Raw genomic sequence first — 22,603 nt, forward strand, 5'->3', positions numbered from 1 at the left:
GGCCGTTTCTTATTGTACTGAACCTTTAAAACTGAATACCGCCATAAATAATAGGTTATCTCAAATCTGAAGCAAGTCAAGCGGGAAAGAGCGCACGGTGGATGCCTTGGCATCAAGGGGCGATGAAGGACGTGGCAAGACTGCGATAAGCCTCGGCTAGCTGTCTAGCAAGCTTAACCGGGGATTTCCGAATGGGGCAACCCGCTCAGGTAAAACCTGGGCACTCTCAGCCGAACACATAGGCTGAGAAGAGGTAACCGGGGGAAGTGAAACATCTCAGTACCCCGAGGAAAAGACAAAATTCCCGAAGTAGCGGTGAGCGAAACGGGAACAGCCCAAACCCTTTAAGCTCAGTGGTTTAACGGCCTAAGCTTTTAGGGGGTAGTAAGGCGGATTAAGCCCGGCGTTAGACGGGCAAAGGAGTTACCAACCGAACTCTAGTTGAAGGTCTCTGGAAAGGGCCACCATAGAAGGTGATAGTCCGGTAAACGAAAGAGCTAGGCTCCTTAATCTGACCTTGAGTACCACGGGACACGCGGAATCCTGTGGGAATCAACCATGACCACATGGTAAGGCTAAATACTCTTGATGACCGATAGTGGACTAGTACCGTGAGGGAAAGGTGAAAAACACCCCGAGAGGGGAGTGAAATAGATCTGAAACCGTGTGCTTACAAGCAGTCGGAGGTGGTCGCAAGACTACTGACGGCGTGCCTATTGAAGAATTAGCCGGCGAGTTAATCTGTGTAGCGGGTTAAGCAATTACGTTGCGGAGCCGTAGCGAAAGCGAGTCTGAATAGGGCGATATGTTGCACGGATTAGACCCGAAGCTGGGTGAGCTATCCATGGCCAGGGTGAAACTCCGATAATCTCGGAGTGGAGGCCCGAACTGATTAGCGTTGCAAAGCTATCGGATGAGCTGTGGATAGAGGTGAAATGCCAACCGAACCCAGGGATAGCTGGTTCTCCTCGAAATGTATCTAGGTACAGCCTCGGATGTTCGCTTATGGAGGTAAGGCACTGGATGAACTAGGTGGGAGAGATCCTGCCGAATTCAACCAAACCATGAATGCCATAAGCCAAAGTCCGGGAGTGAGACTATGGGGGCTAAGCTCCGTAGTCGAAAGGGAAACAGCCCAGACCATCAGCTAAGGTCCCTAAGTGCAGACTAAGTGGCAAAGGAAGTTGGACTACCCAGACAGCCAGGAGGTTGGCTTAGAAGCAGCCACCCTTTAAAGAGTGCGTAATAGCTCACTGGTTAAGTGGTTCTGCGCCGACAACCCAACGGGGCTCAAGTCTGTCACCGAAGCTATGGATCCTTCTTCGGAAGGATGGTAGAGGAGCGTTCCTCTCGCAGTGAAGCTGTTGTGTGAGCAATGGTGGAGCGTGGGGAAGAGAGAATGCCGGCATGAGTAGCGCAAGGTGTGTGAGAAACACACCCACCGTAAACCTAAGGTTTCCTACGCAAGGTTAATCCGCGTAGGGTTAGTCGGGCCTAAGCCGAGGCCGGAAGGCGTAGAGCGATGGACAGCTGGTCATCATTCCAGCACCGCCGCTGTGGAGGCAAAGGGGCAACACGGCAGGATAAGTTAGGCATACCCATCGGACATGGTGTGTCGCCAGGCAAAGGCGTTTGGGGGCAGGTAAATCCACTCCCATCTTAAGCTGAAACCTGGAGGAAGCTGCGGGGAGACCCAAGGCGATCTAGCTGAGTCCATACCGTCTAGAAAACCCTCGTTGCCGTTGAAGCAGAGGCGCCCGTACCGCAAACCGACTCTGGTAGGTGGGGGTAAGTGTCCCAAGGTGATCGAGATAACCCTCGTTAAGGAACTCGGCAATTTAGCCCCGTAACTTCGGGAGAAGGGGTGCCCTGTTTTTCAGGGCTGCAATAAAGGGGTCTGAGTGACTGTTTAACAAAAACACAGGTCTCTGCTAAAGCGTAAGCTGATGTATAGGGGCTGACGCCTGCCCAGTGCTGGAAGGTTAAGGAGAGAGGTTAGCGCAAGCAAAGCTTTGAACCGAAGCCCCAGTGAACGGCGGCCGTAACTATAACGGTCCTAAGGTAGCGAAATCCCTTGTCGGGTAAGTTCCGACCCGCACGAACGGCATAACAACTTGGACGCTGTCTTAACGAGGGACTCGGCGAAATTGAAATACCCGTGAAGATGCGGGTTTCCCGCCACTGGACAAAAAGACCCCGTGGAGCTTTACTACAACTTGACACTGAGACTGGGTTCATCTCGTGTAGGATAGGTGGGAGGCTGTGAAGCCAGGGCGCTAGCCCTGGTGGAGCCAACGTTGAAATACCACTCCTGATGGATCTAGCCTCTAACCTCGGAGCAAGCCGGGGGACAGTGCCTGGTGGGTAGTTTGACTGGGGCGGTCGCCTCCAAAACAGTAACGGAGGCGCCCAAAGGTCTCCTCAGGGTGGATGGAAATCACCCGTAGAGTGCATTGGCATAAGGAGGCTTGACTGCGAGACCTACAAGTCGAGCAGAGACGAAAGTCGGGCAAAGTGATCCTACGGCTCTTTGTGGAAAGGCCGTGGCTTAACGGATAAAAGCTACCCCGGGGATAACAGGCTTATCTTGCCCAAGAGTTCACATCGACGGCAAGGTTTGGCACCTCGATGTCGGCTCGTCGCATCCTGGGGCTGGAATCGGTCCCAAGGGTCCGGCTGTTCGCCGGTTAAAGCGGCACGCGAGCTGGGTTCAGACCGTCGTGAGACAGGTCGGTCTCTATCCGTGGTGGGCGTCCGGAGATTTGAGGGGGGCTTTCCGTAGTACGAGAGGACCCGGAAGGACGGACCAATGGTGTATCAGTTGTTCCGCCAGGGGCATTGCTGAGTAGCCAAGTCCGGTTCAGATAAGCGCTGAAAGCATCTAAGCGCGAAGCTGGCTCCAAGATTAGATCTCCCTCCCTCGCAAGAGGGTAAGACCGCAGGTAGACTACCTGCTTGATAGGCCACAGGTGTACGCACGGTAACGTGTTCAGCTGAGTGGTACTAATGGTCGAGGGCTTGACTTGCTTCAGAGTTGAGGTAACCAAATGATGGCGGATTCAGATTACAGGTTCAGATTAAAAACTTAATAGCTTACTTTCGTTAAAAAGTCTCTTGGTGATAAGAGCGACGTGGTCCCACCCGTTCCCATCCCGAACACGGCAGTGAAACGCGTCAGCGCAGACGATACTGAGGGGGCGACCCCTTGTGGAAAATATGCCATCGCCAGGGGACTTTTTATATTTTAGCCGCATGAAGCCTCGTCGAATCACGACGGGGCTTTTTGGTTTTATCCACCTCCCGACTGCCGTATTCTGGTCTGGGGGAGAGTGGTGGTAGAATTATTAGGAGGGCTCCGAACGATGGCGTATTTCAAGACTTTCAAGGCTGCAGATTTATCTGCTGGCAAGATGACCCGGATCGAGATAAACAAGAGGGAAATTCTGATTGCCGGCATCGGCGGCCAATTCTATGCTACTGACGACCGCTGCGGCCATATGAACGGTTCGCTGTCGATGGGACGGCTTGAGGGTAAAGTCGTTGAATGCCCGCTGCACCGCGCCAGATACGATATCACCAGCGGCAAATGTGTCCAGCTGCCCCAGATGGGGAACCTGGAAAATATGTTTATTGCTGCTTCCGGCAAAACCAGGATGGTCGCAGCCATCGACACGCTTGACCTCCGGACATACCGTACCAGGGTCGAGGACGGTTTCGTGATGGTTGAAATACCTGACTGCGACGGTTGATTCCGGTGTGGAGCTCTCGGGGATGCGAAGGGAGCCAAACCGCTTGGTTCTGTGAAAAAAGGGGGCGCCCGACCGGGCGCCCCCTTTTATTATTGTCTCCCGGAAAGTTTAGGAGTGGGTGTCGCGGCCGTTGATCGTCGAGTCGATGGCGTAGGTCGGCAGCTCGATGTCCCAGAACTTCTCCGGGGCATGCAGGCCGTCGTGATAGAAGACGTCGTCCATCTGCTTGAAGAAGCCGTTGAACAGCGAGGTGTTGGCCAGCGTCGCCTGAACCACTTCGTGAATACCGGACAGGTGGTCCTTGGAGAAGGTGCAGACTGCCAGGCATTTGCCTGAAGTGCAGGCGTTTGGTAGGGCACGGAAGGCGGCGCACTTGCGGGAATCTTCGAACCAGGCCTTGTGGCCGGCGTTGTTCCAGCCGCCGATAGTCTCCCAGTAGGGTTCCTTCTCGATGGAGATGGCGCCCTCGCCGCAGGTCTCGGCGCATTTCATGCAGGTCTTGCAGAAGTTGAGATAGCCGGCGTCGATAGGCTTGTCCGGCGCCAGCGGCAGGTTGGTCAGCATGGTGAAGGCGCCGACGATGGGGCCGTGCTCCGGGGTGATAAGGCGGTTCATGCGGCCCATCTCGCCGCGGCCGGAGACGGTGGCCAGCGCCGGGGCGATACCGATGGTGTTGATTGAATACTGGCCGACGGCCTGGTAGCCGAGGCTGCGGATGAACTCCATGGTGGCTGCTTGGGTGTTGGCGTTGCGGCCGTAGCGGATCTGTGACATCAGGAGCGTCGGGTTGACCTTGAAGAGGTTGATGGACTCCTGGTTGATGATTTCGATGGCATATTTGAAAGAGTTGGGAATGACGTTGTCCTGGTACCCGTTGGCCAGGGTGCGGATGGACGCCTTGTCGGTATCCTCCCAGACGTTGCGGATCTTGCCGCCGCCTTCGAAATCATAGATCAGTTTCTTGGTTTTGCCCTCTTCCAGTTCGATGAAACCTATGCTCATGGCGCCGACGCTGCGCATGAAGGTGCGGAGTAGAGAGGCGGCTTCCTCAGGTGAGCCCTGCCACTTTGAAACACCGCGGGCCTCCGGGAGGGTAGCCTTCTGAGCGCCCAGGAAACTCTGGCTGACCGACTGGTTGCTGCCGACGTTGGATGAGTAAGCCAGGTCTTTCAGGGTAAAGCCGGGTTTGTCTTCCTTGAGGAACTTGGTCTCCTCTTCCTTTTTCAGGGCGGAGCGGCGGTCCCATTCAGCCTGGTCATAGAGCGACAACCGGTACCCGCTGGCCTTAGTGCCGCGCATGGTGTCGTTCTCTGAGTAGCGCTGCATCTCGTCCCAATCGACTTCGGTGGTCATTTCGAGGTGTTCGCGGGTCTTGATCCACCACGGCCGCTTGGTGTAAAGGCCGTCTTTGGCTGCCATTTCATCCAGATCGGCAAAGGCAGGTGCCGCGGCCATGGCGCCGCCGGCGACTCCGAGTGCTTTCATAAAGTCGCGGCGAGACATGGTGCTGTGGTACTTGTTCATTCAGATTCCTCCATTTTTACGGGCGCTGAACATCATCTGAACACTGTCCGCGCCTCGAGATTACATTAATATTATAAATGACTACGTTGATTCTAGGTATCCGCCGATATGCGTATTTTTAATAATAGTTTAATAACGAATTTTGAAAAGGGTTAACAGGAGTTCACCGCCGGCGGGTGAAACCTCCCCCTCTGGGCTTTCGGGGCATAAAAAAGAGCCCTCAGCTAGAGGGCTCTTGACAGGCGATTGAGCTTCGGTTAAACGCCGTTGCCGCCGGCGGCCAGCGCTGGCTGCTCCTCAACGGCCGGGGGCGGCAGTTCCGGGTGGCGGACGCTGAAGGCCAGTTCCTCAGCTTCGCCGGCGGCGTCGATGGTGATGGTGTCGCCGGAGGCGAAGACGCCGCGCAGCAGGTCCTCGGACAGCCGGTCCTCAATGAGGTTCTGGATGACGCGCCGCAGCGGGCGGGCGCCGTAAACCTCGTCGTAGCCCTTCTTGCCCAGGACGTCTTTGGCCGGTTCGGTAATCTCGATGGCGATGCCCTTTTCCTTGAGCTGTTTGGTTACCGAGACGAGCTGCAGGTCGACGATCTTCCGGATCTCGTCGCGGGTCAGGGAGTGGAAGACCACTGTCGAGTCAATGCGGTTCAAGAACTCCGGCCGGAAACTCTTCTTGACCTCAGCCAGCAGCTTGTCCTTCATCCGTTCGTAGCCGATATCTACGGCTTTGGCGGCGTCCGAAGTGGTGGTAAAGCCGATGGCCCCAGTGCCTTTCCTGATGAGATCGGCGCCGATGTTACTGGTCATGATGATGATAGTGTTCCTGAAGTCCACGCGGCGGCCTTTGGCGTCGGTCAGGTGGCCGTCGTCGAAAATCTGCAGCAGGATATTGAACACGTCGGGATGTGCCTTCTCGATTTCATCGAGCAGCACCAGAGAGTAGCCCTTGCGTCGTACTGCTTCGGTCAGCTGACCGCCTTCCTCGAAACCGACATAGCCGGGCGGGGCGCCGACCAGGCGGGACACGGCGAATTTTTCCATGAATTCCGACATGTCGATGCGGATCAAATTGTCCTCAGAGCCAAACATGAACTGGGCGAGGGCTCTGGCCAGCTCGGTTTTACCGACGCCGGTAGGGCCGAGGAACACGAAATTGCCGATGGGGCGCCGCGGATCCTTGAGTCCGGCCCGGGCGCGCCTGACGGCTTTTGCGATGGTGACAATAGCCTCGTCCTGGCCGACGATGCGCTGATGGAGGGCTTCTTCCATATGGAGCAGCCGCTCGGTCTCGTCGCCGGTGAGCTGCAGCAGAGGCACGCCGGTCCACATCGAGACAACGTCTGCGATGTCCTCTTTGCTGACCTTGGGCTTGGTGGCGCCCTGCTCCTGCTGCCACTCCTCTTCCATCTTGCGGCGCTTTTCGGCGATCTGGTATTCGCGTTCGCGCAGTTCGGCGGCGTAGTCGTACTGCTGGGTGGCCAGCGCCGCCTCTTTATCGCGGCGGTAGGAGTCTTCGGCCTTCTTGAGGTCCTTAAGAGGCATGGGCTTGGTGCGGTGGCGGATCCGGACGCGCGAGGCGGCCTCGTCAATGATGTCGATGGCCTTGTCCGGCATGAAGCGGTCGGAAATATAGCGCGCCGAGAGGTTGGCCGCCGCCTGCAAGGCGTCGTCGGTAATCTCCAAGCGGTGGTGCTCCTCGTAGCGGCTTCTGATGCCGCGCAGGATTTCTATGGTGTCCTCGAGCGACGGTTCTTCGACGAGCACCGGCTGGAAGCGGCGTTCCAGGGCGGCGTCGCGTTCGACATGCTTGCGGTAATCATCTAGGGTGGTAGCGCCGATGACCTGGATCTCGCCGCGGGCCAGCGACGGCTTCAGGATATTGGCCGCGTCCACCGCGCCCTCGGCGGCGCCGGCGCCGACCATGGTGTGGAACTCATCAATGAAAATTATGATATTGCCGACGGAGCGGAGCTCCTCGATGATCTTTTTCAGCCTCTCTTCGAATTCACCCCTGTATTTGGTGCCGGCGACCAGCGAAGCGATGTCCAGCGACACCAGCCGTTTGCCTTCCAGCGTCTCAGGCACGTCCGAGGCGACGATGCGGTGCGCCAGCCCTTCGACGATAGCCGTCTTGCCGACGCCCGGTTCTCCGATTAGGGCGGGATTATTCTTGGTGCGGCGGGATAAAATCTGGATGACCCGCTCAATCTCTTTGACGCGGCCTACCACCGGGTCCAGCTTGCCAGCCCGGGCGGCGGCGGTCAGGTCCACCGAGACCGAGTCCAGGTTGGGGGTTTTCCCCGGGGCTTTGCCGGCCTTGACCGGCGCCGGGCCGCGGGAGGTGGCGCCCTGAGCCAGGACCTTGGCGATTTCGGCACGGACGCGTTCGACGTTGATGCCGAAGCTGTCCAGGACGCCGGCGGCGACGCCTTCGCCCTCGCGCAGCAGACCGAGCAGCAGGTGTTCGGTGCCGATGTAGTTGTGCCCCAGGCTGCGGGCTTCGTCAATCGCCAGCTCAATGACCTTTTTGGCGCGGGAGGTCAGGCCGGTTTCGCCGGCGGAGGGTTTCTCGCCGCGGCCGATGACGAACTCCACGGCGCTCCTGAGTTTGGCCAGGTTGACGTCCAGGTTGATCAGGACGCGGGCGGCGACGCCGTCTTCCTCGCGGACCATACCCAGGAGGATGTGCTCGGTGCCAATATAATTATGGTTGAGCTGCTGGGCCTCTTCCTGCGCGTAAGTTAAAACGCGGCGGGCCCGCTCGGAGAATTTGTCGAAACGGCTAGCCATGACAGACCTCTTATGATGGGGATACCGTTTCCATTATAGGTCAAAAGGCAGGCGGCGTAAAGCATTCCAGCTTCAGATACGATTAGAGCCGATGTAACTCGCGATGGACTCACTATTTGCCGGTGGCGATATGGGCGCCTGACATCAGTCTTTCTCCGTAGCGGCCTTCTTCGCCTGATCCAGCCAGCGGGTCAAGGCTTCTTCAGCGGCGGCGTTCACTTCCTGGAAGGTAGGATTTCGCCTGGGCTCGGACTGACTGATTAGATAGGCGAAAAACCGGTTGAACAAATCCTCGGGGATCTCCACAGTGAGCTTTTTATTTGTCATGAAATTCTCCTAGCGGTTGATGAAGCTTATCGCGAGCCACAAAGTCTCGACCACGAATAGAGCCATGCCTACCTGGAAGAGATGATCGGCCAGCCACCTGGGCAGGAAGATATCCGAAACCTGGCCGTTCTCCGCCCCGGCCTTTTCGGCCATGATTCGCAGCGGGCAGGTCCAGCGGTTGAAGATGAGCACCACGCCTTCGATCAGGTGGGTGCCGTAGGTTACCGCCAGCAGCCAGGTAAAAACCCCCGCGGCCGCGGCGTAGATGTTGTAAAAGAAACAGACAAGCATGAACCAGAAGACTACGGAGTGAGCCGTTTTAATCCAGAAAATCTGCCGGTCGCGGTTAGCAGCCATCGTCAGAAGAGACCCTGCCCGGTCTCGACTTCAGGTTCTTCCTGGTCGGCTGCGGTCAAGCCCTCCCGCAACGCCTGCCTGATGTCGCGGACGGGGATGAGCTTGAAATCCGTTGACGGCGGTTTGACCCTGGCATTGGCCGGGACGAGCGCTTTCCTGAAACCCAGCCGGTCAGCCTCGGCCAGCCGGCGTTCGATCTGCGGCACGTTCCTGATCTCCCCGGAGAGACCCACCTCGCCGATGGCGACAAGCTGCGGGTCGACCGGCGCGTTCTTGTAGCTGGATGCGATTGCCAGGGCGGCGGCCAGATCGGCGGCAGGCTCCGCCACGTGTAGACCGCCGGTGGCCGAGGCGATGACATCCTGCGTCCCCAGTTTCAAGTAAGCCCGCCGCGACAGCACGGCGGTGATGATAAGCAGCCGCCCGAAGTCGAGGCCGTTGGCCGTCCGCCGCGGCTGGCCGAAGCTGGTCATGTTGGTCAGGGCTTGTATCTCGACGAGGAGAGGGCGGGAGCCCTCCAGCACCGGCACCACGGCCGAACCGACGGTGTTCTGGCGGTCGCGCGATAAGAAGACCTCGGAGGGGTTGTCCACCTGCCGCAGGCCGTCTTCTTTCATCTCGAAGATGCCGACCTCGTTGACCGAGCCGTAGCGATTCTTGACCGACCGCAGGATGCGGTAGCTGGAGAACGGTTCGCCCTCCAGATAGAGGACGGTGTCCACGATGTGCTCCAGGAGCCGCGGCCCGGCAATAGCGCCGTCCTTGGTGACGTGCCCGGCGATAAGTACCGGCGTCTGGGACGCCTTGGCCCAGGTCACCAGTCGCGCCGCGCACTCCCTCACCTGGGACACGCCGCCGGGGGCCATCTCGATATCGTTGGTGTAGATCGTCTGGATGGAGTCGATGACCACCAGAGCGGGGGACAGTTTGTCCATCTCGGCCATGATCTGGTCAAGGTCGGTTTCATTCAGGAGGTAAAGTCCTTCTCCCCTCAATCCTATTCTTTTAGCCCTTATCTTAATCTGCGGCCGCGTTTCCTCACCAGAAACGTAGAGCACGGGCGATTTTAACGACTCGGCGGTCTGCGCAGCTACCTGAAGCAGCAGCGTCGACTTGCCGATGCCCGGTTCGCCGCCGAAAAGGGTCAAAGATCCCGGTACCAGGCCGCCGCCCAGTACCCGGCTGACCTCGCCCATTGAAAGGGGGATGCGCTCGTGGCCGGTCGAGGCGACTTCGGACAGCGCCTGCGGCGCGTTGGTGGAGGCGCGGCGGAGGGACGTCGCTTTCACGGCAGCGATGGTCTGCTCGAAGAGGCTATTCCACTCGCCGCAGCCGGGGCACTTGCCCTGCCATTTTGGGGACTCCTGGCCGCAGCCGGAGCAGACGAAAACGACGCGGGACTTAGGCATGGGCAGACTTTAGCGCAACGGGGCGGCCGGCGCAAGCAAGGCATCGGCCGCAAGGACTAGTCCATACCTGACCTTAAGGGGAGTTTTTAACAACCGGCGCCGCGAGAGGCTATCCGCCGCGGGCCGATCTCGTTGTATCTGATGTAAAACGAATGGCCGACCCAAAACAAAAGGAGAAAGATATGGAAAAATCACTCAAAAACAAGAGCCTGCTCTGGGGTTTGATGCCGCTATTGATCCTGACTATGGTCCTGGGAGGATGCGCCGCGCCCAACGCCGAGGCGGCCAACGAACCTGAAATCACCGACAACAACCCGCCTGCCGTGCCGCCTCTCGACGACCGCACCACCTCGGTTCAGATTGAGCTGACCTACGACGAATTATTAAGCCAGAAGCATATCGTCAGGAACGTCACCGTCGCCAGGCCGGGGTCGGTCATCGTCACCTTGGGCTCCAATCCTTCCACCGGCTTTAGCTGGGAAGAGGCGGTCATCGGTGATGGGGCTTTGCTTTCGCAGTATTCCCGCCAGTTCGTTGAGCCTTCGTTGATGATGCCCGGCGCCGCCGGTAAGGATGTCTGGACATTCAAGACCCTGGCGGCCGGCGTGACTACGATCAAATTTGAATACTCCCAGCCGTGGCAGGGCGGCCAGCAAGATGCCTGGACGCTGACGCTCAACATCACCGTTAATTAGTTGTCGGCTGTCTGAATAGAAGGGGAGGATGAGAGTCCTCCCCTTCTATTTGTCCGAAAACCACTAGTTGACGGGCTAACTTACAGGTGTTATGCTTGGCTAACCGACTTTCTTTTCCAGGAGACTCTTATGAAGATAGCCATCGCCTCAGATGATGGCAAGAATATCTCGCAGCACTTCGGCCGGGCGCCGTACTACATCGTTTACACGATAGATAACGACAAGGTCACCGCCCGCGAGGTGCGAGATAAGGTCGGCCATCATACTTTTCTCAATGAGCACGGCAACGAGCCGCACTCCTGCCACGGCGGGCACGGCGCCGACGCGGCGTCGCAGAATAAGCATAAATCCATGCTTTCCGCCGCCGGGGACTGCCAGGTTATCGTCGCCGGGCACATGGGCGGCGGCGCCTACCGCAGCATGGTGGATAAGGATATTGAACCGGTGCTTACGGATATCAAAGACCCGGACGAGGTCGTCAAAGCCATGATCGAAGGGCGGCTGGAGAACCTTATGGACCGACTGCATTAAGGAATCGAGGAAAAAATGCCCATCTATGACTTCAAATGCCGCGCCTGCGGCGCCGTGACCGAACTCCTGGTGTCATACACCGGCAAATGCGCCAACTTTGCCTGCGCCGCCTGCGGCGGCGCCGACCTGGAAAAACAGCGCTCCATCCCGGTCGTCCTCAACCGCTGCAATCCCGGCGGCAAGACCTGCTGCGGCGCCGAAGACCGCAGCCAGGTGTCATCCTGCGGCGGTGGCGGCGGCGGCAGCTGCTGCGGCCACTAGGCCGCCGTTTTTTCGCGCTTTTTGAGAAATGCCTTGGCCATGGTGCGAGCCTTGGGGCTGGGCGCCTTGACGTAGCCGCGGACGAACTCGAGCACCGCCGCCTTGTCCTCGACATCATCGAAAACTTTATCCAGCGACTCGATGGCGTAGGCAGCGATTAGGGCCTTCCTCGACGGCGTATGGTGCGTCCGGTCGATGCTCACCAGCAGCTTAACGATATCGTCCCGAAGCTCCGGTTTGGCCTTATAAACCGCTGCGGCGTTCAGGGCTACATGCATCGGAGCGATGAGGGTGTTGTCATCCAGCAGCGAGAAGTACTTGTAGAAAATGTCGTCGAACCGGTCATCCGTATCCGCTGCCGCCATACCGGCCAGGAGGTAAATGGCAATGTATTTGGCATCGACGCCGGGGTCGTCGAGCATGGCGGCGATACTGTCCCAGTGATCCTTATAGAGTCGTTGAGGATTGCTGTCGGCCAGCTTCTGGAGCGAAAGGAAGCTCCGCTGTTTGGTCTCGAGGTTCTTGGACGCGAGCCCTTCGATTAAGCCCGCCAACGCTTCCTTATCGGTTAGTGCTTGCTGGACCAGGGCGGCGATCTCAGTTTCAGTGGGTTTCATACCGCCATCGCCTTCTTCAGCCGCCGCACCGCCTCGTCAATATCCTCGGCCGTCACCATGCGGTGAGTCACGGCCCGCACCCGATTGGTTCCTACGGAGATCATCTTGACCCCTGCTTCGCCCGCTTTGTTTACAAAATCGGCGGCGGGAATTTCGCCGGTGCCGATCATTACGATGTTGGTCTGGGGTTTCTCGACTTCGAGCCCCGGAATCTGCCGCAGCCCTTCAGCCAATGCTTTCGCGTTCCTGTGGTCGTCGGCCAGGCGCTCGACGCAGGTCTCCAGGCAGACGATGCCCGCCGCGGCGATGACCCCGGCCTGGCGCATGCCGCCGCCGACCATCTTGCGCAGCTTCCTGGTCCGGGCGATGAATTCCCCAGAGCCGCACAGTACCGAACCCACCGGCGCGGACAACCCCTTCGACAGGCAGAAACATACCGAATCAACCGGCTGGCACAGGTCGGAGGCCGGCACGCCCAGGGCTACCGCAGCGTTGAAAAGACGGGCCCCGTCGAGGTGTACGAATAGATTATGGCGGCGGGCCGCTTCGGCGGCTTCGGTGGTGTATTCCACGTCCAACACCGCGCCACCGCAGAAGTTGTGGGTATTTTCAAGGCATAAGAGTCTCGACGGCGGCCAGTGGAGGTTCTTGCCCCGCACCGCCCCCTCGATCCTATCGATGTCGATGGTGCCGTCCGGGTTGTTGGGCAGCGTCCGCAAGCTGACCCCGCCCAGCGCCGCGGCGCCGCCGGCCTCGTTCAGGAAGATGTGGCTCTTTTCGCCCAGGATGATCTCGTCGCCGTGGCGGGTGTGGCTCATGACGGCGATTAAATTGCTCATGGTGCCGCTGGGGGTGAAGACGGCGGCCTCTTTGCCGGTCATCTCGGCGGCCATCGCTTCCAGCCGGTTGACCGTCGGGTCTTCGGAGAAAACGTCGTCGCCGACCTCAGCCCGGAACATGGCGTCGCGCATTTCCGGCGTCGGGTGGGTGATGGTATCGCTGCGCAGGTCGATGATTCGCATAAAAAACCTCGGGTTGAATTTCGCGTTGATTTTACACCGCCGCGCCTGACCTGTCATTTCCGGAGGTTAGGTGACGCTACCCAAGCAAAGAGGGCGTCTCAATAACAGACCGTTTGAACGAGAAAGGGGGATGGCGCGCTGCGCGCCATCCCCCTTTTTATTATTTTCGAGACAGTTTCGATAGATGATCTTATTTGAAGAATTCCTCGAGCGCAGCGCCTATCGCCGGCTGCAGCGGGTCGCGGGCCGGATAGGTTGAAAGGATTTGGAGGGTGTCGTTCTGGGCATCCAGCTTCAGCAGGGAATCGAGGATCACCACGCCGTTGACGCTGGCGGAGGACACCATTGACCAGAACTTGCCGTGGCAGATTTCCTTGTCATTGATCTTGATGACGAACTCTCGGTTGTGCAGGGTTTTCGCCAATTCCGGGATGTCCCTATGGGTCAGGAAGGAATTCCACTTATCGATGCCGCGCTGGTTGAGTTCCAGGGTGCCGTCGCCGAGATACGCCGCAATGTCACTCTCGGACAACACGGTTTCACCGGTATCGGTCAAGATGATCTGGAACCGCTTTTCAGGGGTTCCGGCACAGCCGGTTGCCACCGTAAGGAGAAGAAGAAAGCAGACCGCGAGGGTAAACAATCGAGCCTTCATAAGTCCTCCGTTATGGCGTTACACTGAATATAACTCTTAATTTTGATGGAAGCTAGCTGCAAATCAAAAATATTTTGGTCGAAAAACGATAAAAGTCGCTTGACAGCCCTAATGAACATGTGTGCTATAATACCCGCCGTGATTCTTGGAGACATCGCAACGATTTTCCCAGGGAGCGCGGCCACTCATTTTCGCGCTTGTGCCGTAGTCCAGAGATTTTTACCGAGATAATCGTTTGAATCGTTTTCACCCCCAAAACTTCTATCCGGAAAAATCTGCATCCACGGCACTAAGCCTTTGGTACGTAGCGCCTCAACGCCCGGATGCCTTATAATTACAGCTATGTTTAACGGACAACGCGTCGCCGCCATTATCGCCGCCGCCGGCCGGTCGGAGCGGATGCAGGGTGTGGACAAGATCTTCACTCTCCTCGGCAACCGCCCGGTGCTGGCCCGGACTGTATATCCTTTTGAATGTCACCCGATGATCGACCGCATCGTCATCGTCCTCAACGCCGAGCGGATGGGCGAGGGCAAGCGGCTGGCGGACTATGAGAAATGGCGCAAGGTCACTGACATCGTTGCCGGGGGCGAGCGCCGCCAGGACTCGGTCATGAACGCGCTGAAGAAGCTCGAAGGCGATGCCAGGTGGGTCTTCATCCATGACGGCGCCCGGCCGCTGATGAGGCTGCACCAGATTGACGACGGCATTGAGGCTGCCGCCGAATCCGGCGCCGCGGTCTCCGCCGTGCCGGTGACTGATACGATCAAACTCTCCAGGGAAGACGGCATGATCGAAACTACTCTGCCGCGGGAGCGGCTGTGGGCTGTTCAGACGCCTCAGGTTTTCCGCTATGACCTCATCCGCCGGGCTTACGAGGCCGCCGAAGACGCTTCGGTCACCGATGACGCCTCATTAGTGGAACGCCTGGGCGCGGCGGTTAAGATTTTTCAGGGCTCTTACGGCAATATCAAGATAACCACACCGGAAAGCCTGGCCACCGCTGAAATGCTGTGGCGCAGAAGCGGGGAATAAGATGAAAATTCGTACCGGTCTGGGTTATGACGTCCACCGGCTGGCGCCCGGCCAAAGGCTTGTCCTGGGCGGCGTGGAGATTCCCTGGAGCCACGGCCTGATCGGCTGGAGCGACGCGGATGTCCTGCTCCACGCTGTCATGGACGCGCTCCTGGGCGCCGCCGGCCTGGGCGACATCGGCGCCCATTTCCCCCCCGGCGACCCCCAGTATAAAGGCATCTCCTCCCTGAAACTGCTGGAGCGAGTCGGCGGTATGCTCACGAATTACGGCTGGAAGGTAGGCAATATCGACGTCACCGTGGTCGCCGAGCAGCCCAAGCTTCGCGACCATGTACCGGCCATGTGTCACAATATCGCCAAAACCCTGGGTGTCGATCCGACCGATGTGAACATCAAGGCCTCCACCTCCGAGGAGTTGGGCTTCATCGGCCGGGAAGAAGGCATGGCCGCCTGGGCATCGGCGCTGATCGAAAAATAGGCTTCGCCACAACCCCGTGGCCGTGATATACTCGCCGCTATGAAAATCTCGAACACTCTCACCGGTCGCAAGGAAGAATTCATTCCCGAGGGCGACCCGGTCAAGATGTATGTCTGCGGCATCACGCCGCAGTCCGCGGCCCATATCGGGCACGCCATGAGCTACATCAACTTCGACGTCATCCGGCGCTATTTGCTGTACCGCGACTACCGGGTAAAGTACGTTCAGAATTTCACCGATGTCGATGACAAAATCATCGCCAGGGCCGCGCCCCTGGGCATCACCCCGCTGGAACTGGCCGACCGCAACATCGCCGATTTCCAGGCCGATATGGCCGCCCTGAATATCATGCCCGCTGACGCTTACCCCAGAGTGACGCGTGAGATCCCGTCAATCATCGAACTGGTACAGGGCCTGGTTAACAAAGGATTTGCCTACGAGGCCAAAGGCTCGGTCTATTTCCGGGTAACCAAACTCGACGATTACGGCAAGCTTTCGCACCGCACCCTGGACCAGATGCAGGCCGGCGCCCGGATCGAGGTCGGGGAGGATAAAGAACACCCCATGGACTTCGTGCTGTGGAAGGCGGCTAAGCCCGGCGAGCCGTCCTGGGATTCGCCCTGGGGCAAGGGGCGGCCAGGCTGGCATATCGAGTGCTCGGCCATGAGCCGCAAGTACCTCGGCGAGACGATAGACATCCACGGCGGCGGCGCCGACCTGATTTTCCCCCACCACGAGAACGAGATCGCCCAGTCTGAGAGTGTCACCGGCAAGAAGCCCTTCGTCCGCTACTGGCTGCACAACGGCCTGCTGCAGCTCGGCGGCGAGAAAATGAGCAAGTCCGTCGGCAACTTGATTACCATCAAAGATTTCCTGTCCAGGAACTCAGCCGATGCCCTGCGCATTTTTGTCTTGAGCTCGCATTACCGCAGCCCGCTGACCTTTTCGGCGGAGGTTATCGACGGCGCGGAGAAAGGCGCTCAGCGGCTGGCCCAGGCGCTCCAGGCGGCGGGCGGCGGCAAGGTTGCCGCATTTGACGGCGAGGCTTATCGCCAGCGCTTCGTCGAGGCCATGGACGATGACTTCAACACGCCGCGGGCTCTGGCGGCGCTGTTCGATTTAGCCCGCGACCTGAACCGCATCGACGCCGAGGGTGGCGACGCCTCGGCAGCCAAAACGCTGCTCCGGGAACTGGCGGATGTCCTCGGCCTGAGGTTAATGGCGGCCAAAACCGCCGCGGATGGTGGGAAAATCGCCGAGGCCGGCGCCGAGATTTTCCGGGAACTTGGCCGCGATGTCCCGGACTGGAGCGGCGACGCCGGAAAGGCCATGGCGGATGTCATCACCCTGCGGGCTGAGCTGCGCAAAGTCAAAGATTTCGCTAAAGCCGACATCCTCCGTGGTAAACTGGAGAGCATCGGCGTCAGCTTGAAGGACACGCCCTCAGGAACTACCTGGGAGTACAAGCCAAAATAATCTTGTCATTCCCGCGCAGGCGGGAATCGACCGGGCGGATTGGTTGGACCCCGCGGGGGCGATCCCCAGGTTGAAGGACGTCGCCCGCCGATTTTGTCCGGGCAAAAGGCTCTGATCTTGACATTTTTCCCTCCCCGTCGTACTATTTCGGTAGTTGGCGAAATACCGAACTGATATGAGTGAAAGCGTTTATAAAGCCCTGGCCGACGCTACCCGGCGGAGAATTTTAAAACTGCTGGGCGAGCGGCCGATGACCGCCGGCGAGATCGCCGAGAAATTTAGCCTGGCAAAATCCACCCTTTCCGGGCATTTCATGGTTCTCAAAAATGCTGACCTGATCCAGGAAGAGCGCCGCGGCGCCACAATAGTTTATTCGCTGAACCTTTCAGTCGTTGACGAGACCATGGCGGCGCTGATGGATCTGTTCAAGGTCGGCAAGTCTTCTTCGATGGAGGAACCCGAGCTGTCATGAAGATAACCTGGCGCAGCGAAGCGCTTAACCTGATACTGTTGGCCGCCATGTTCATTATTTCGGCGGCGAGCTGGTCATCAGCCCCGGAACGCATTCCGGTTCACTGGGATATCACCGGCCAGCCGGACCGCTTCGGCGGCAAATTCGAAGGTCTGTTCTTCCTGCCGCTGATGGCCGCCGGAATCTACCTGCTGCTCCTTTATCTGCCCCGCCTTGATCCCAAACGCGTCAACTACGAGAAGTTCGGCGGCGTTTACCGCATCATTCGGACGCTCCTGGTGGTCTTCATGTTCGGCCTCCACGGCGTTATCGTAGCTTCGGCGGTACATGAGGTACCGATCGATGTCGGCACAGCGGTCATGGTCATGGTCGGCTTGATGCTGGCGGTGCTCGGCAATTACTTCGGCAAGTTGAAGCCAACCTGGTTCGTCGGCATCCGCACCCCGTGGACGCTGACTTCAGAACTGTCCTGGGTTAAAACCCACCGGCTGGGCGGCAGAGTCTTTGTTGTCTTCGGCTTGCTCATGGCCCTGGCCGGCATCGTCGGCGAGCCGTGGCTGTTTATCGGCGTGATGGGCGCCTTCATGGCTTCCATCGTCTTTCTGATGATCTATTCTTACACCGTCTGGAAGGCGGATCCGGACCGCGGCAACGGTCCCGGAAAACAATAGGAGAGGCCTGTGAAAACTCTGGGCTTTGTGCTGTTCGGCGTTGCGCTGGTGGCCATGGTCGGCGTTTTTATCTGGACCCTGGCCGCGGATGCCGGTGAAATCCCCGGGGTGGCCTGGGTCATCGGCGGTTCGCTGGGCGCCGGCACCATCCTCCTCCTGGCCGCGGCCATCCGCGACCGTCTGAAAGCTAAAAAGGATGAACAATACTTAAAAGGAGTGGACAATTGATCGTCGTAACCTCGCCATCCATCCCCGGTAAAACCATCGTCAAGACCATCGGCCTGGTCAGAGGTTCCACCATCCGCGCCAAGCACATCGGCAAGGACATTATGGCCGGTTTCCGCGGCATGGTCGGCGGAGAAATCAACGAATACACTCAGATGATGGCCGAATCCCGCGAAGAAGCGCTGAAGCGCATGATCGCCGACGCCGAAAAAAAAGGCGCCAACGCCGTTATCAGCATGAACTTCGGCACTTCGATGGTCATGACTTCGGCCGCCGAATGCATTGCCTACGGCACCGGCGTCGTCGTCGAGTAAGCTCAACACCTGGATAGGGACAGCTTCCCTGCCCTTGCACGGCCGCTTGCGGATTGGTATAATGGCAAGTTGTTTTTATCTGGAGGTGCGCCATTTACGCTATAGTTGAATCCGGCGGCAAGCAGTATAAGGTAACCGAGGGTCAGACCCTCGATGTTGATCATTTGAACGTGGAAGACGGATCCACCGTTGAACTGGATCGCGTCCTGTTCTTCTCTGACGGGCAGAATGACGTGATCGGCAAACCGGTAGTTGAAGGCGCCAAGGTTGTCGCCAAAGCTGAAGGCTCCGGCATGGGCGAAAAAGTCCGCGGCCTGCGCTTCAAGGCCAAGAGCCGCGCCCACACCCGCGTCGGCGGCCGCGCCGTGTTCACCCGCCTGAAGATCGAAAGCATCGTTGCCCCCAAGTAACATAGGAGATTTGAAAAATGGCTCATAAGAAAGGCGGCGGTTCAAGCCGCAACGGACGAGATTCCAAACCCAAGATGCTGGGCGTCAAGCGCTACGGCGGCGAGCGGGTGTTGGCCGGCACCATCCTGGTGCGCCAGCGCGGCACGCCCATCAAAGCCGGCGAGAACGTCGGCATCGGCCGGGACCACACCCTTTTCGCCCTGGCTGACGGCATCGTGGAGTTCGCCCCCACGGCCAACAAACGCAAGATGGCCAGCGTCAAGACTGTCTAGGAGTGACCATGAAAGAGAAACTGCACCCCAAGTTTTTCCCTGAATCCAAGGTGACCTGCTCCTGCGGCAACACCTTCCTGCTGGGCTCGACCAAACCGGAGATCAAAGTGGAGCTTTGCAACAAGTGCCACCCGTTCTACACCGGCGAGAAGCGCATGGTGGACACCGCCGGCCGCGTCGACCGCTTCAAGCAGCGCTACGGCCTCAAGGATAAGTAAACTGCTTTTGTCGATTCAAAAGGGGCGGCTATAAACCGCCCCTTTTTTGTTAGATCGGGTTTTGTGGAGTAAGATTCCGGCATGAGGCAAAAATTCTACTACGGCGGCCAGGCGATCATCGAGGGCGTCATGATCCGCGGCCAGAAGTCGCTGGTGACTGCCGTCCGCCGCCCCAAGGGAGAAATCCTGGTTGAAGCCAGGCCGCTGCCGAAGATTTACACCGGCAGGCTGCGCCAGCTGCCCTTTTTCCGCGGCGTTATCGTCCTTCTGGAGGCGATGCTGCTCGGCGTCCAGGCGCTGATGCGCTCGGCTGACGTCGCCCTGGAGGAAGAGACCGAGGAGGTTTCGCCCTGGGTGATGTGGGGCATGGTCGGCTTCTCGCTGGCCCTGTCGGTGGCCATCTTTTTCCTGACGCCGTTATTTTTAGCCAGCCTCCTCGGCGATCTGCTCGGCTCGGGATTCTTGTTCGCGCTGATTGAGGGACTGATCCGCCTGGCGCTGTTCATCGCTTACCTGGCCGCCATCGGCCGCATGCCTGATATCCGGCGCGTCTTTGCCTACCACGGCGCCGAGCACCAGACGATCAACGCTTATGAGCACGGGGTGAAGCTGGAGCCCCTGGCTGTCCGCGAGTTCTCCACCGCTCACACCCGCTGCGGCACGGCTTTTCTGCTGGCGGTGATGGTAATCGCCATCCTGATCTTCAGCCTGCTGGGCAAGCCGGCGCTGTGGCTGATGGTGGCCTCTCGCATCCTGCTGCTGCCGGCTATCGCCGGGCTGTCATATGAATTCACCCGCTACGCCGCCGGCCACGGCGGAAACGCCCTGGTCCAGGCACTGGCCAAGCCGGGCTTGTGGCTTCAGGCGATGACCACTCGCCAGCCGGAACTGGCCCAGATTGAGGTCGGCATCGCCGCTTTAAAGAAGGCGCTGGTCGACGACCATCCGGAGCTGGAGGCCGAGCTGTACCCTGCGCCGGCGACGGTCCCCGTCGAAGTCCCGGCCGAACCGGCGCCCGCCGCCGGGCCTGAAGCCCTGACCTAGCCTGCGCCGCCTTACTTCGCCCTCGATGAGGGGCGATTGACCTCCGTTTTCACACCCGATTCACAGTCGTCGCGCCTCAGAAACGAACTCGGCCTTGCCGCCCGTGGCAAGGCCGAGTTTTTGATTTTCGGGGGATTTCGGTTTAGCCCTGCGTCTGCGACACGCACTCCATGGTCAACGGCTCATAGAAGCAGCTGACCTCGCCGGTGTGGCAGGTCGGGCCCATCGGCTCGGCCTTGACCAGGATGGCGTCGTTATCGCAGTCCAGCCACACTTCCTTGACCATGAGCTTGTTGCCTGACGTGGCGCCTTTGTTCCAGAGTTCCTGTCGGCTGCGGCTGTAGAACCAGACGCTGCCCGTCTCCAGGGTCAGCCTGGCGGACTCCTTGTTCATATAACCCAGCATCAGCACCTGGCCGGTTTTGGCGTCCTGCACGATGGCCGCCACCAGCCCCTTGTCATCCAGTTTAAGACCCTTGCCCTTGATTGCCATGAACACTCCTTCTTTTTTTAGCTATCTTTGGTTCGTTTCGGTAGTTTGTTGGCCGACCTGGGGCGCCGATTCAGGCGGCGGCGTAGAGGGCTTGCCGCAGGTTGATGGTCCCGGCATAGAGCGACTTGCCCAGGATGGCGCCCGAAGCCCCGATAAGCTTTAAAATCTTCAGGTGGCTGATTGAGGCGATGCCGCCGGAGGCGATCACCGGTATCCGGAGGGCATCGATTAGGTCATACAGGGCGGTAAAGTTTGGCTCGGTCAGCATGCCGTCACGGGAGATGTCGGTGAAAACGAAGCGGCGGACCCCCAGGGCTATCATCTGCCGGGCGAACTGCAGTACCGGCAAGCCGGTGTCTTCCTGCCAGCCCTTGACCGCCATCTTGCCGTCCCGGGCGTCCAGGCTGACGATGACGGACTCGGCGTATTTGGCGCAGGCTTCCTTAACCAGCGCCGGATTTTCCACCGCCGCGGTGCCGATGATGACCCGGTCGATGCCGGCTGAAAGCAGCTTTTTGATGCGTTCGAGATCCCGGATGCCGCCGCCGAGCTGTACCGGTACTGACACGGCGGTGACGATCTGGGAAATGACGTCCAGGTTGACCATGTCACCGGAAGCCGCGCCGTCCAGGTCGACGATGTGCAGCCGCGGTGCGCCCATGGACTGCCACTTCAATGCCATTTCAACAGGGTTGTCGGAATAGACGGTTTCGCGACTGTAGTCGCCCTGGACCAGCCGCACGCAGCGGCCGCCGCGGATATCTATGGCGGGGATAATATCGATGGTATTTCTCCGTTTAAGTCAGCAGAAGATGCGCAGCATTATATCATTATGAATGGGATTTCAGCACTTGTTGCGCTGAATCGGACAACTTATCGATGATCAAGCTTAATTGAAACAGGTCGTCCGGTGATAACACCTTAAACGCTTGGCTCACTGCTGCTGTTTTGGCTCTCCCAAGTTCCCAGATCGCGATCCCTTCGTCAGTTATTTCCACGCGTATCATGTTGCGTTTCTCCAGGTCTTTAACCAGTTTAACCAAACCCCGCCCCTCCAGCCGTTTCAAGTTGACCGACACCGTATGCGGTTCACGTCTATAAACCCTGGAAATCATCGCCGGCGTAACGGGTCCTTCTATTTTCTTCAAAATATTCAAAATGCCGAGCTGCTCGGGCTTGATTCCCAGTTCCCTTAAATCACGTGCGAACACCTTATATAGAAGATTCCGCGTCCTCATGAAACGCGCCCAGATATCCAGCGTCGGGTCGGTGTAAGAAATGACTTTTTGCGGCATTATTTTTTCCAGAATTTCCGAATTGCCGAACAGATTCTAATAGACCAGAAGAGATATCACAAATGATAAGGACAGATAAACGACGAGCAAACTTGTCAACCGGAGCTATTAAACCACTTTAATTGTCTTGTAATGAAAGTATCACTAAAAATACGTCATTTGGCGGATGTTCTATGTAGAATATTGGGTTATCATATGATACTGAAAAGTGAAGAATAGGTTATGACACAGGAGATACAGGATGGAAAATGACATCCGGGAGAGACT

General features: G+C 58.4%; 25 protein-coding genes, 2 rRNA genes and 1 pseudogene. 17 read left to right on the top strand and 11 right to left on the bottom strand.

All coding sequences use genetic code 11. The annotated features are described in order from the left end of the window. Nucleotides 1–74: 74 nt before the first annotated feature. The 3 genes from DEALK_RS02945 to DEALK_RS02955 all read left to right on the top strand — a co-directional run bounded on the left by DEALK_RS02945 (nucleotide 75) and on the right by DEALK_RS02955 (nucleotide 3,749). Nucleotides 75–3,026: ribosomal RNA gene (locus tag DEALK_RS02945) — 23S ribosomal RNA — on the top strand. Between the two features lie 87 nt (nucleotides 3,027–3,113). Next, nucleotides 3,114–3,231: ribosomal RNA gene (gene rrf, locus DEALK_RS02950) — 5S ribosomal RNA — on the top strand. A 131-nt stretch (nucleotides 3,232–3,362) separates the two neighbouring features. Beyond that, nucleotides 3,363–3,749, top strand: coding sequence for a Rieske (2Fe-2S) protein (locus DEALK_RS02955; protein WP_058438536.1), 387 nt, complete (start codon nucleotides 3,363–3,365; stop codon nucleotides 3,747–3,749). A 108-nt stretch (nucleotides 3,750–3,857) separates the two neighbouring features. Here DEALK_RS02955 and DEALK_RS02960 read toward each other — a convergent pair whose 3' ends face one another. From DEALK_RS02960 to radA, 5 genes are all read right to left on the bottom strand, one after another. Further along, nucleotides 3,858–5,273, bottom strand: a complete 1,416-nt coding sequence (locus tag DEALK_RS02960) for a reductive dehalogenase (RefSeq protein ID WP_058438538.1) — start codon at nucleotides 5,271–5,273, stop codon at nucleotides 3,858–3,860. A 257-nt stretch (nucleotides 5,274–5,530) separates the two neighbouring features. Continuing rightward, complete coding sequence (locus tag DEALK_RS02965) at nucleotides 5,531–8,059, bottom strand: ATP-dependent Clp protease ATP-binding subunit (RefSeq protein WP_058438540.1); 2,529 nt, start codon at nucleotides 8,057–8,059, stop codon at nucleotides 5,531–5,533. A gap of 144 nt (nucleotides 8,060–8,203) precedes the next feature. Continuing rightward, on the bottom strand, nucleotides 8,204–8,386 hold the full coding sequence (locus DEALK_RS02970; RefSeq protein WP_058438542.1) for a hypothetical protein: 183 nt from the start codon (nucleotides 8,384–8,386) through the stop codon (nucleotides 8,204–8,206). A 9-nt stretch (nucleotides 8,387–8,395) separates the two neighbouring features. Further along, nucleotides 8,396–8,743 carry a hypothetical protein gene (locus DEALK_RS02975; protein WP_058438544.1) on the bottom strand — a complete coding sequence of 116 codons (348 nt, stop codon included), beginning with the start codon at nucleotides 8,741–8,743 and terminating at the stop codon, nucleotides 8,396–8,398. Nucleotides 8,744–8,745: 2 nt separating this feature from the next. Then, the gene (gene radA, locus DEALK_RS02980) at nucleotides 8,746–10,152 is read right to left on the bottom strand and encodes a DNA repair protein RadA (protein ID WP_058438546.1); all 1,407 of its coding nucleotides are present in this window, start codon (nucleotides 10,150–10,152) and stop codon (nucleotides 8,746–8,748) included. 182 nt (nucleotides 10,153–10,334) lie between these two features. Here radA and DEALK_RS02985 point away from each other — a divergent pair, with 182 nt between their 5' ends. The 3 genes from DEALK_RS02985 to DEALK_RS02995 all read left to right on the top strand — a co-directional run bounded on the left by DEALK_RS02985 (nucleotide 10,335) and on the right by DEALK_RS02995 (nucleotide 11,639). Continuing rightward, entirely contained in the window at nucleotides 10,335–10,847 is a 513-nt protein-coding gene (locus DEALK_RS02985) for a protease inhibitor I42 family protein (RefSeq protein WP_058438547.1), read from the top strand. Nucleotides 10,848–10,976: 129 nt separating this feature from the next. Next, nucleotides 10,977–11,378 (top strand): NifB/NifX family molybdenum-iron cluster-binding protein, encoded by a 402-nt coding sequence (locus DEALK_RS02990; protein ID WP_058438550.1) that lies wholly within the window; start codon nucleotides 10,977–10,979, stop codon nucleotides 11,376–11,378. 15 nt (nucleotides 11,379–11,393) lie between these two features. After that, entirely contained in the window at nucleotides 11,394–11,639 is a 246-nt protein-coding gene (locus DEALK_RS02995; RefSeq protein WP_058438551.1) for an FmdB family zinc ribbon protein, read from the top strand. Here DEALK_RS02995 and DEALK_RS03000 read toward each other — a convergent pair. From DEALK_RS03000 to DEALK_RS03010, 3 genes are all read right to left on the bottom strand, one after another. After that, complete coding sequence (locus tag DEALK_RS03000) at nucleotides 11,636–12,256, bottom strand: hypothetical protein (RefSeq protein WP_058438553.1); 621 nt, start codon at nucleotides 12,254–12,256, stop codon at nucleotides 11,636–11,638. The genes DEALK_RS02995 and DEALK_RS03000 overlap by 4 nt on opposite strands. Further along, entirely contained in the window at nucleotides 12,253–13,278 is a 1,026-nt protein-coding gene (ltaE, locus tag DEALK_RS03005; RefSeq protein ID WP_058440020.1) for a low-specificity L-threonine aldolase, read from the bottom strand. The genes DEALK_RS03000 and ltaE overlap by 4 nt, the downstream gene beginning before the upstream one ends. 190 nt (nucleotides 13,279–13,468) lie before the next feature. Then, complete coding sequence (locus tag DEALK_RS03010; protein WP_058438555.1) at nucleotides 13,469–13,933, bottom strand: hypothetical protein; 465 nt, start codon at nucleotides 13,931–13,933, stop codon at nucleotides 13,469–13,471. Between the two features lie 342 nt (nucleotides 13,934–14,275). Between DEALK_RS03010 and ispD the strand changes: the two genes are divergently transcribed. The 11 genes from ispD to DEALK_RS03070 all read left to right on the top strand — a co-directional run bounded on the left by ispD (nucleotide 14,276) and on the right by DEALK_RS03070 (nucleotide 20,548). Beyond that, nucleotides 14,276–14,968 (top strand): 2-C-methyl-D-erythritol 4-phosphate cytidylyltransferase, encoded by a 693-nt coding sequence (ispD, locus tag DEALK_RS03020; protein WP_058438559.1) that lies wholly within the window; start codon nucleotides 14,276–14,278, stop codon nucleotides 14,966–14,968. 7 nt (nucleotides 14,969–14,975) lie between these two features. Then, a complete protein-coding gene (gene ispF, locus DEALK_RS03025; RefSeq protein WP_058440021.1) occupies nucleotides 14,976–15,446 on the top strand; it encodes a 2-C-methyl-D-erythritol 2,4-cyclodiphosphate synthase in 471 nt (156 codons plus the stop codon). A gap of 39 nt (nucleotides 15,447–15,485) precedes the next feature. Continuing rightward, nucleotides 15,486–16,922 carry a cysteine--tRNA ligase gene (cysS, locus tag DEALK_RS03030; protein WP_058438561.1) on the top strand — a complete coding sequence of 479 codons (1,437 nt, stop codon included), beginning with the start codon at nucleotides 15,486–15,488 and terminating at the stop codon, nucleotides 16,920–16,922. 175 nt (nucleotides 16,923–17,097) lie between these two features. Next, nucleotides 17,098–17,394: an autorepressor SdpR family transcription factor gene (locus DEALK_RS03035; protein WP_058438562.1), complete on the top strand. Its 297-nt coding sequence runs from the start codon at nucleotides 17,098–17,100 to the stop codon at nucleotides 17,392–17,394. Then, nucleotides 17,391–18,065 (top strand): SdpI family protein, encoded by a 675-nt coding sequence (locus DEALK_RS03040; RefSeq protein ID WP_058438564.1) that lies wholly within the window; start codon nucleotides 17,391–17,393, stop codon nucleotides 18,063–18,065. Before DEALK_RS03035 ends, DEALK_RS03040 begins: the two co-directional genes overlap by 4 nt. Nucleotides 18,066–18,074: 9 nt before the next feature. Then, nucleotides 18,075–18,293, top strand: a complete 219-nt coding sequence (locus tag DEALK_RS03045; RefSeq protein WP_058438565.1) for a hypothetical protein — start codon at nucleotides 18,075–18,077, stop codon at nucleotides 18,291–18,293. Continuing rightward, entirely contained in the window at nucleotides 18,290–18,604 is a 315-nt protein-coding gene (locus DEALK_RS03050) for a YbjQ family protein (RefSeq protein ID WP_058438567.1), read from the top strand. Before DEALK_RS03045 ends, DEALK_RS03050 begins: the two co-directional genes overlap by 4 nt. A 101-nt stretch (nucleotides 18,605–18,705) precedes the next feature. After that, nucleotides 18,706–19,014, top strand: a complete 309-nt coding sequence (gene rplU, locus DEALK_RS03055) for a 50S ribosomal protein L21 (protein ID WP_240608270.1) — start codon at nucleotides 18,706–18,708, stop codon at nucleotides 19,012–19,014. 17 nt (nucleotides 19,015–19,031) lie between these two features. Further along, nucleotides 19,032–19,286, top strand: coding sequence for a 50S ribosomal protein L27 (gene rpmA, locus DEALK_RS03060; RefSeq protein WP_058438571.1), 255 nt, complete (start codon nucleotides 19,032–19,034; stop codon nucleotides 19,284–19,286). 8 nt (nucleotides 19,287–19,294) lie between these two features. Beyond that, nucleotides 19,295–19,504 (top strand): 50S ribosomal protein L31, encoded by a 210-nt coding sequence (gene rpmE / locus DEALK_RS03065; RefSeq protein WP_058438573.1) that lies wholly within the window; start codon nucleotides 19,295–19,297, stop codon nucleotides 19,502–19,504. A gap of 81 nt (nucleotides 19,505–19,585) precedes the next feature. Continuing rightward, nucleotides 19,586–20,548 carry a DUF1385 domain-containing protein gene (locus DEALK_RS03070; RefSeq protein ID WP_083496329.1) on the top strand — a complete coding sequence of 321 codons (963 nt, stop codon included), beginning with the start codon at nucleotides 19,586–19,588 and terminating at the stop codon, nucleotides 20,546–20,548. Between the two features lie 148 nt (nucleotides 20,549–20,696). Here DEALK_RS03070 and hisI read toward each other — a convergent pair. The 3 genes and pseudogenes from hisI to DEALK_RS03085 all read right to left on the bottom strand — a co-directional run. Continuing rightward, nucleotides 20,697–21,041, bottom strand: a pseudogene (gene hisI, locus DEALK_RS03075) (phosphoribosyl-AMP cyclohydrolase); the annotation flags it as partial. 70 nt (nucleotides 21,042–21,111) lie between these two features. Continuing rightward, nucleotides 21,112–21,825, bottom strand: a complete 714-nt coding sequence (gene hisA / locus DEALK_RS03080) for a 1-(5-phosphoribosyl)-5-[(5-phosphoribosylamino)methylideneamino]imidazole-4-carboxamide isomerase (protein WP_058438581.1) — start codon at nucleotides 21,823–21,825, stop codon at nucleotides 21,112–21,114. A 46-nt stretch (nucleotides 21,826–21,871) separates the two neighbouring features. Further along, nucleotides 21,872–22,336 carry a MarR family winged helix-turn-helix transcriptional regulator gene (locus tag DEALK_RS03085; protein WP_058438583.1) on the bottom strand — a complete coding sequence of 155 codons (465 nt, stop codon included), beginning with the start codon at nucleotides 22,334–22,336 and terminating at the stop codon, nucleotides 21,872–21,874. Nucleotides 22,337–22,603 lie beyond the last annotated feature (267 nt).

The sequence above is a fragment of the Dehalogenimonas alkenigignens genome (assembly GCF_001466665.1).
In the GTDB taxonomy this organism is placed as follows: domain Bacteria; phylum Chloroflexota; class Dehalococcoidia; order Dehalococcoidales; family Dehalococcoidaceae; genus Dehalogenimonas; species Dehalogenimonas alkenigignens.

What these genes read in the sequence shown, in the direction of transcription:
- DEALK_RS03035 (WP_058438562.1), top strand. Translation starts at nt 17,098, where the DNA reads ATGAGTGAAAGCGTTTATAAAGCCCTGGCCGACGCTACCCGGCGGAGA.
- DEALK_RS03085 (WP_058438583.1), bottom strand. Translation starts at nt 22,336, where the DNA reads ATGCCGCAAAAAGTCATTTCTTACACCGACCCGACGCTGGATATCTGG.
- DEALK_RS03010 (WP_058438555.1), bottom strand. Translation starts at nt 13,933, where the DNA reads ATGAAGGCTCGATTGTTTACCCTCGCGGTCTGCTTTCTTCTTCTCCTT.
- DEALK_RS02995 (WP_058438551.1), top strand. Translation starts at nt 11,394, where the DNA reads ATGCCCATCTATGACTTCAAATGCCGCGCCTGCGGCGCCGTGACCGAA.
- rpmE (WP_058438573.1), top strand. Translation starts at nt 19,295, where the DNA reads ATGAAAGAGAAACTGCACCCCAAGTTTTTCCCTGAATCCAAGGTGACC.
- DEALK_RS02975 (WP_058438544.1), bottom strand. Translation starts at nt 8,743, where the DNA reads ATGGCTGCTAACCGCGACCGGCAGATTTTCTGGATTAAAACGGCTCAC.
- DEALK_RS03070 (WP_083496329.1), top strand. Translation starts at nt 19,586, where the DNA reads ATGAGGCAAAAATTCTACTACGGCGGCCAGGCGATCATCGAGGGCGTC.
- cysS (WP_058438561.1), top strand. Translation starts at nt 15,486, where the DNA reads ATGAAAATCTCGAACACTCTCACCGGTCGCAAGGAAGAATTCATTCCC.
- DEALK_RS02990 (WP_058438550.1), top strand. Translation starts at nt 10,977, where the DNA reads ATGAAGATAGCCATCGCCTCAGATGATGGCAAGAATATCTCGCAGCAC.
- DEALK_RS02970 (WP_058438542.1), bottom strand. Translation starts at nt 8,386, where the DNA reads ATGACAAATAAAAAGCTCACTGTGGAGATCCCCGAGGATTTGTTCAAC.
- DEALK_RS03000 (WP_058438553.1), bottom strand. Translation starts at nt 12,256, where the DNA reads ATGAAACCCACTGAAACTGAGATCGCCGCCCTGGTCCAGCAAGCACTA.
- ispD (WP_058438559.1), top strand. Translation starts at nt 14,276, where the DNA reads ATGTTTAACGGACAACGCGTCGCCGCCATTATCGCCGCCGCCGGCCGG.
- radA (WP_058438546.1), bottom strand. Translation starts at nt 10,152, where the DNA reads ATGCCTAAGTCCCGCGTCGTTTTCGTCTGCTCCGGCTGCGGCCAGGAG.
- DEALK_RS03040 (WP_058438564.1), top strand. Translation starts at nt 17,391, where the DNA reads ATGAAGATAACCTGGCGCAGCGAAGCGCTTAACCTGATACTGTTGGCC.
- DEALK_RS02960 (WP_058438538.1), bottom strand. Translation starts at nt 5,273, where the DNA reads ATGAACAAGTACCACAGCACCATGTCTCGCCGCGACTTTATGAAAGCA.
- ltaE (WP_058440020.1), bottom strand. Translation starts at nt 13,278, where the DNA reads ATGCGAATCATCGACCTGCGCAGCGATACCATCACCCACCCGACGCCG.
- rpmA (WP_058438571.1), top strand. Translation starts at nt 19,032, where the DNA reads ATGGCTCATAAGAAAGGCGGCGGTTCAAGCCGCAACGGACGAGATTCC.
- DEALK_RS02985 (WP_058438547.1), top strand. Translation starts at nt 10,335, where the DNA reads ATGGAAAAATCACTCAAAAACAAGAGCCTGCTCTGGGGTTTGATGCCG.
- DEALK_RS02955 (WP_058438536.1), top strand. Translation starts at nt 3,363, where the DNA reads ATGGCGTATTTCAAGACTTTCAAGGCTGCAGATTTATCTGCTGGCAAG.
- DEALK_RS02965 (WP_058438540.1), bottom strand. Translation starts at nt 8,059, where the DNA reads ATGGCTAGCCGTTTCGACAAATTCTCCGAGCGGGCCCGCCGCGTTTTA.